Below are 6,522 nucleotides of genomic sequence, written 5' to 3'. Positions count from 1 at the left end.
GGGGGCCGCCCCCGCGGGGGGGGGGGGGGCGCCGGGCGGGGGGGGGTTGTCCCCCCCCCCCCCCCCGACGCGAACCAGCGACCTCGGCGTCGGGGATGGGGCGGGCGTGGACGGGACAGTCGTCCACAGGCCCGGCGGCACCGTCGTGACGGCGGGTGGGTCGGGAACGAGCCTGCTGGTGTGGACGCCGCTGCACGCCCTGCCCTCGCTCGCCCGACGACGGTGGTGCGCCCGAGGTTCGCCGCCCCGCCCGTGCTGCTTGCCCGGGAGCACCACACCGCTGACCTGCGGCGAGAGGTCGAGACGGGTGCCGTGGTCCGCCTGCGACGTGGCGCGTACGTCTCGGGCGACCTCGGCGGTCCCGGGCAGGTCCTCGCCGAGGCCCGGGCGCGAGCGGCGATCGTGGCGGCACACCGACGCCTGACGTTGCCGTTCTGGTTCAGCCACGTCTCAGCGGCGCTGGTGTGGGGCTGTGTCGTCTGGCCCGCGCCGACAGCGACCCATGTCGTGCAGGAGCACCGTCCCGGGGGGCGCGGGGGCGAACGCGACACCCTGGTCCGGCACCACCGCGCCGTGCCGGCGGCGGAGCGAGCCCGGATCGACGGGCTCCCCGTGACCTCACTCGCGCGGACCGTGGCCGACTGCGCCCGGACCATGCCGGCGGGCGCGGCGCTGGCCCTCGCCGATTCCGCTCTCCGCCTCGGCGTGGTGGCGGGCGAGGTCGAGCGCCTGCTCGGCGCCCCCGGCGGTCGGGGCGTCCGACGCGCGCGGCTCGTCTGGGCGGCGGCAGACCCTCGCGCGGAGTCTCCTGGCGAGTCGATGACGCGCTGGATCCTCACCGTCTCCGGTCTGGCGCCCGGCGAGCTTCAGGTGCCGGTGCGGACGTCGATGGGCGTCTTCTACCCGGACCTGTGCTGGCCGGAGGTGAGCTTCTGCGTCGAGTTCGACGGTGCCGGCAAGTACGGCGAGGGTGAGGCGGCCGCCGAGGCGGTGCTCCGGGAGAAGCGCCGGCAGGACGCGCTCGAGGAGGCGGGATGGACGGTCGTCCGCGTCACGTGGGGGGATCTCCAGCGCCCGGACCAGCTGGTCGTCCGCGTCCGCGCCGGTCTCGCTCGTGCCCGTCGCCGGTCGTGACCCCGGGGGACCGGCCAGTGCGCCGAGGTCGCTGGTTCCCGTCGAGGTCGCTGGTTGGAACCAGCGACCTCGGCGCAGACCAGCGACCTCGGCGAACCGGCGGTCGGCGGGGGTGGGTGGGGGGTGGGGAGCGGGGCGGGGGTGGGGAGCGGGGCGGGAGAGGTGTCGGGGGTGGGTCGTAGAATGGGGGCATGAGCCAGCCGACTGCACCGACCGGCCCGGACGACCCCTTCGGGCAGCCCGGCGGTCCCGGTGCCGGCGGCGCGACGAGCGTCCTCGAGCGCGAGGAGACCCGCCAGCAGGTCGAGCCGGGGGACCACGAGAGGTTCTCGCACTACGTGCGCAAGGAGAAGATCCTCGCCTCGGCGTTGTCCGGCAGCCCGGTCGTCGCGCTCTGCGGCAAGGTGTGGGTGCCGGGCCGCGACCCCAAGAAGTTCCCCGTGTGCCCGATCTGCCAGGAGATCTACGACGGCCTGCGGGACCCGCAGGACGGCGACAAGCCCGGCGACGGCGCCGGCTCCGACGGCGGACGGTGAGCGCCCCGCACCACGCGGCGCGTCAGTCCTGGGAGGGGCCCGGCCTCGCCACGCCCGGAGGTGTCCACACGCCCTCCGCCGCAGCCGCGTCGCACCTGCCGCCCGCCTTCCCCGGCCGGGCGCCCTGGGGCACCGCGGGCAAGCTGCGCGCCTGGCAGCAGGCCGCGCTGACGGCCTACGAGCAGCGGCAGCCGCGGGACTTCCTCGCGGTCGCGACGCCCGGCGCCGGCAAGACGACGTTCGCGCTGCGCGTGGCGACCGACCTGCTGCAGCGCGGCGTCGTGCGGCGCGTCACCGTCGTCGCGCCCACGGAGCACCTCAAGCGCCAGTGGGCCGACGCCGCGGCGCGCGTGGGCGTCCACCTCGACCCCAACTTCCGCAACAGCCAGGGCCGGCACGGCGGGAGCTTCGACGGCGTCGCGCTGACGTACGCCGGCGTGGCGAGCAAGCCCGCGCTGCACGCCGCCCGCACCGCGGCAGCGCCCACGCTCGTCATCCTCGACGAGATCCACCACGGCGGCGACGCGCTGAGCTGGGGCGACGCGGTGCGCGAGGCGTTCGAGGGTGCCACGCGGCGGCTCGCCCTCACCGGCACGCCGTTCCGCTCCGACACCGCGCCCATCCCGTTCGTCACCTACGCGCCCGGCGCCGACAACATCCGGCGATCGCTCGCCGACTACACCTACGGCTACGGCGACGCGCTGCGGGACGGCGTCGTCCGTCCCGTCCTCTTCCTGTCCTACAGCGGCCAGATGCGCTGGCGCACCCGCGCGGGCGACGAGGTCAGCGCGCGCCTGGGCGAGGACCTGACCAAGGACATGACCGCCCAGGCCTGGCGCACCGCGCTCGACCCCGAGGGCGAGTGGATCCCCTCGGTCCTCGCGGCCGCGGACCGGCGGCTGTCCGAGGTGCGCCGCACCGTGCCGGACGCCGGCGGCCTCGTCATCGCGACCGACCAGGCGGACGCGCGCGCCTACGCCGGGCACCTGCGCCGCATCACGGGGGAGGCGGCCACCGTGGTCCTCTCCGACGACGACGGCGCCTCCGAGCGCATCGAGAGCTTCTCCGAGGGCGACTCGCGCTGGATGGTCGCGGTCCGCATGGTCTCCGAGGGGGTCGACGTCCCGCGGCTCGCGGTCGGCGTGTACGCGACGTCGACGGCGACGCCCCTGTTCTTCGCCCAGGCGGTCGGACGGTTCGTCCGCGTGCGGCGGCGCGGCGAGACGGCCTCGGTCTTCCTGCCGAGCGTGCCGCAGCTGCTCGCGCTCGCGGCGACGCTCGAGCTCGAGCGCGACCACGCGCTGGACCGCCCGGAGCGCTCGGACGACCCGGAGGCCGACCTCCTGCTCGCCGCCGAGCGCGAGCAGAGCACGCCCGACGCCGTGGGCGCCGACGGGGTGGCGGGCACCTTCCAGGCCCTCGAGGCGCAGGCGACGTTCGACCGCGTCCTCTTCGACGGCGGCGAGTTCGGCACGGGCGCCGAGGTCGGCTCGGACGAGGAGCAGGACTTCCTCGGCCTGCCCGGGCTCCTCGACGCCGACCAGGTCAGCACCCTCCTGCGCCAGCGGCAGGCGGACCAGGTGGCCGGACGGCGCGCGCCGCGGCCCGCCGTCGACCACCGGCGCCTCACGGAGCTGCGCAAGGAGCTCAACGCCCTCGTCAGCGCATGGGCGCGACGCAGCGGGCAGCCGCACGGGTCCGTGCACACCGAGCTCCGACGGCGGTGCGGGGGACCCGAGGTCGCGCTCGCGAGCCAGGAGCAGCTCGAGGCGCGCGCGGCGCTCGTCCGCGACTGGTTCGTCGGCCGCCGCTGACCTCCGGGCCCGGCACGCGCGCGCCCGGACGGCCGCCCGACGACGCCTCGTGACGCGTCCCGGGCGCCGACGTTCACCCGCTCGGACGACGACCTCGCTGCCGATGCCGGCGCGCGCGCATCGCCAGCGCGTGCATCGGTGCAGGTCAGCGAGCCGGGCGACGCCCGATACCACCGACCCGCGAGTTCCGCGCGACGTGATCGTTCCGGATGCGGGGTGCGGAAACACCTGCCACGCTCGTTGTCAAGACCCCCCGCCCCGGTACCCCCCGGGGAGGGAGACCTGGAAGAAAGGGCTCATCATGCCTACCTGGCTGATCATCCTGATCGTCGGCATCGTGCTGCTCATCCTCGGCGTCGCCGTCGAGGCTGCGCAGTTCCTCATCTGGCTCGGCATCATCGTGCTCGTCGTCAGCCTGATCCTGGGCCTCGTCGGACGCGGCAAGGCGCGCGTGTAACGACGCCGCCGCGGCGCTCGAGCCGCAGAGCCCCGCGCCCGGGGCCCCGGACCACCCGGGGCCCCGGGCGCAGTGCTGTCCGCCTCACCCCACGAGCGTCATCGCCGCCCGGCCTCACTCCGTGAGGGTCAGCGTGACCGTGGGGAGCGCCGGGTCGCCCGCCGAGAGCCGCCGCGCGCCGCGGGGCAGCTCGGCGCGCGAGGTGTGGTGGCGCTCGACGGCGTGCTCCACGCCCGCGCTGCCCGTCCACCGCGTGTCCACGGCGCCGGCGACGACGAGCGGCACGTGCAGGCCCCGGAGGTCGCCCTCGGCCGGCGCCCACGCCGCGACGGCGTGGTCGGGACCGGTGACCACGACCTCCTCGACGGCGCGGTTGTCGGGACCGAGCCGGCGCGCCGCGGTCTTGCGGCCGCCGCTGCTGCCCTTGCGCGCGGACGCCTTCGCGACCGGCTCCAGGCGCCCGTCCCGTCCCTCCCGGGCGACCAGCTTGTAGACCATGCCGCACGTGGGCGCGCCCGACCCCGTGACGACGGACGTGCCGACGCCGTAGGAGTCCACGGGTGCGACGGCGAGCGCGGCGATCGCGTGCTCGTCGAGGTCCGAGCTCACGACGATCTTCGTGCCGCGGGCGCCGAGCTCGTCGAGCAGCGCGCGGACCTCGTGCGCGAGGAACGTGAGGTCGCCCGAGTCGAGCCGCACGGCACCGAGGCCGGGGCCGGCCGCCGCGACGGCGTTCCGGACGCCCTGCATGACGTCGAACGTGTCGACGAGGAGCGTCGTGCCGGGACCCATCGCGGCCACCTGCGACGCGAACGCCGACGGCTCGTCGTCGTGCAGGAGCGTGAAGGCGTGCGCGGCCGTGCCGATCGTCGGCAGGCCGTAGCGGCGCCCCGCCTCGAGGTTGGACGTCGCCGCGAAGCCCGCGACGACGGCTGCGCGCGCCGCCGCGACGGCGGCGTGCTCCTGCGCGCGCCGCGACCCCATCTCGAGGCACGGGCGGTCGACGGCCGCGCTCGTCATGCGCGACGCGGCCGAGGCGACCGCCGAGTCGTAGTTGAGGATGGACAGGACCAGGGTCTCGAGCAGGACCGCCTCGGCGAACGTTCCCTCGACCGCGAGCACGGGCGAGCCGGGGAAGAAGCACTCGCCCTCCGCGTAGCCCGTGATGGTCCCCGTGAAGCGGTAGTCGGCGAGGAAGTCGAGCGTCTCGCGGTCCACGACGGCGTGGCGCGAGAGCCACGAGAGCTCGTCGTCGCCGAACCGGAAGGTCGACAGCGCCTCGAGCACCCGGCCGGTCCCGGCCAGGACCCCGAAGCGCCGGCCCGCGGGGAGCCGGCGGGTGAAGACCTCGAACACGCAGTGACGGGCCGCGGTCCCGTCCCGCAGCGCCGCCTGGACCATGGTCAGCTCGTACCGGTCGGTGAGGAGCGCGGACGACGCGGGCGCCGGTGTCGCGGGCGTCAGGGCCCCGTCGAGGGCCAGGGCGGGCGCGGACGAGGGCGGCTCTGCACTCATGCGCCCCACCGTAGGGGCATGATCACGGGTCCCGCTCGTCCGGCCACGACGGCGGTCGCGGCGCGTCCTCCCTAGACTGAGGCGGTGGGGTCGACGAGGGGGACGCGGGTGCCGAGCGCCCGGTCGGTGGTCCGTGCCGGGGCGCGGGCGACGTCCTCGACCGTGCCGTCCGAGGACGTGCGGACCCGCGAGGAGCTCGGCACGGCGGACGTGTGGGTCACGGTCGTCTGGAACGACCCGGTGAACCTCATGAGCTACGTCACCTACGTCTTCCGGTCCTACTTCGGCATGCCGGCCGAGCGCGCCGAGCGCCTCATGCGGCAGGTCCACGAGGAGGGACGCGCGACCGTCTCGCACGGCACCCGCGAGCAGATGGAGACCGACACGCAGGCGATGCACGGGTTCGGCCTGTGGGCGACGGTGCAGGCGTCGGGACGGGGCGCCGCGTGAGCACCCCCTGGACCTTCCGCCCGGACGACGGCGGCTGGGTGGTGGCCATCGCGCCGACGGAACGGGCCGTGCTGCTCGACGTCGTCGACGAGGTCGTCGAGCTGCTCGGCGGGGACGAGAGCCTCGGCCGCCGGGCCCGGGGCGCGAGCCGGCACCCGCTCGACGCGCTCGAGCTCGAGCCGCTGCCCGTCGCGCCGCCCGACGACCCGGCGCTGCGCCGCCTCCTGCCGGACGCCTCGCCCGACGCCGAGGTCTCGGCCGAGTTCCGCCGGTTCACCGAGGCCGACCTGCGCGCGACCAAGGCCGCGAACCTCGCACGCCTGCGGGCGGCGCTCGCGGACGCCCGCACCGAGGTCGTCGTCGTGCCGAGCGAGGCGCCGGGCGTCGCGGCCGCGCTCACCGACATCCGCCTCGTCATCTCCGAGCGGCTGGGGGTGCGCACCGACGAGGACGCCGAGGACGTCTACCGGCTCGCGGCCGAGGTCGGGCCGCAGGAGCCGTCCCCGCGCCACCTGCTCGCGGCCGTGTACGCGGTGCTCACGCAGCTCCAGGAGTCGCTCGTCGGGCTCATGCTGGGCGAGCTGCCCCGCGCGCGGCGGGAACGCGGGTAGGCGCC

7 protein-coding genes are annotated in these 6,522 nt (G+C 76.1%); 6 read left to right on the top strand and 1 reads right to left on the bottom strand.

The annotated features are described in order from the left end of the window. Positions 1–612 precede the first annotated feature (612 nt). From JIG38_RS11640 to JIG38_RS11625, 4 genes are all read left to right on the top strand, one after another. Entirely contained in the window at positions 613–1,134 is a 522-nt protein-coding gene (locus tag JIG38_RS11640) for a putative endonuclease domain-containing protein (protein WP_199423962.1), read from the top strand. A 191-nt stretch (positions 1,135–1,325) separates the two neighbouring features. Further along, positions 1,326–1,670, top strand: a complete 345-nt coding sequence (locus tag JIG38_RS11635) for a DUF3039 domain-containing protein (protein WP_199423961.1) — start codon at positions 1,326–1,328, stop codon at positions 1,668–1,670. Positions 1,671–1,765: 95 nt separating this feature from the next. After that, the gene (locus JIG38_RS11630) at positions 1,766–3,484 is read left to right on the top strand and encodes a DEAD/DEAH box helicase (RefSeq protein WP_233404877.1); all 1,719 of its coding nucleotides are present in this window, start codon (positions 1,766–1,768) and stop codon (positions 3,482–3,484) included. Between the two features lie 301 nt (positions 3,485–3,785). Beyond that, complete coding sequence (locus JIG38_RS11625; RefSeq protein WP_199423959.1) at positions 3,786–3,941, top strand: hypothetical protein; 156 nt, start codon at positions 3,786–3,788, stop codon at positions 3,939–3,941. A 114-nt stretch (positions 3,942–4,055) separates the two neighbouring features. Here JIG38_RS11625 and JIG38_RS11620 read toward each other — a convergent pair whose 3' ends face one another. Next, entirely contained in the window at positions 4,056–5,456 is a 1,401-nt protein-coding gene (locus JIG38_RS11620; protein WP_199423958.1) for a nicotinate phosphoribosyltransferase, read from the bottom strand. 162 nt (positions 5,457–5,618) lie between these two features. Between JIG38_RS11620 and clpS the strand changes: the two genes are divergently transcribed. Together clpS and JIG38_RS11610 are read left to right on the top strand one after the other, a co-directional pair. Continuing rightward, positions 5,619–5,906: an ATP-dependent Clp protease adapter ClpS gene (gene clpS / locus JIG38_RS11615; protein ID WP_307844840.1), complete on the top strand. Its 288-nt coding sequence runs from the start codon at positions 5,619–5,621 to the stop codon at positions 5,904–5,906. Continuing rightward, on the top strand, positions 5,903–6,517 hold the full coding sequence (locus tag JIG38_RS11610) for a DUF2017 family protein (protein ID WP_307844834.1): 615 nt from the start codon (positions 5,903–5,905) through the stop codon (positions 6,515–6,517). The genes clpS and JIG38_RS11610 overlap by 4 nt, the downstream gene beginning before the upstream one ends. Positions 6,518–6,522 lie beyond the last annotated feature (5 nt).

Origin of the sequence: Actinotalea solisilvae (assembly GCF_016464425.1) — a bacterium.
Classification (GTDB): domain Bacteria; phylum Actinomycetota; class Actinomycetes; order Actinomycetales; family Cellulomonadaceae; genus Actinotalea; species Actinotalea solisilvae.
The sequence above is the reverse complement of the archived record's forward strand: the minus strand, read 5'-3'. Positions and strand labels throughout refer to the sequence as shown.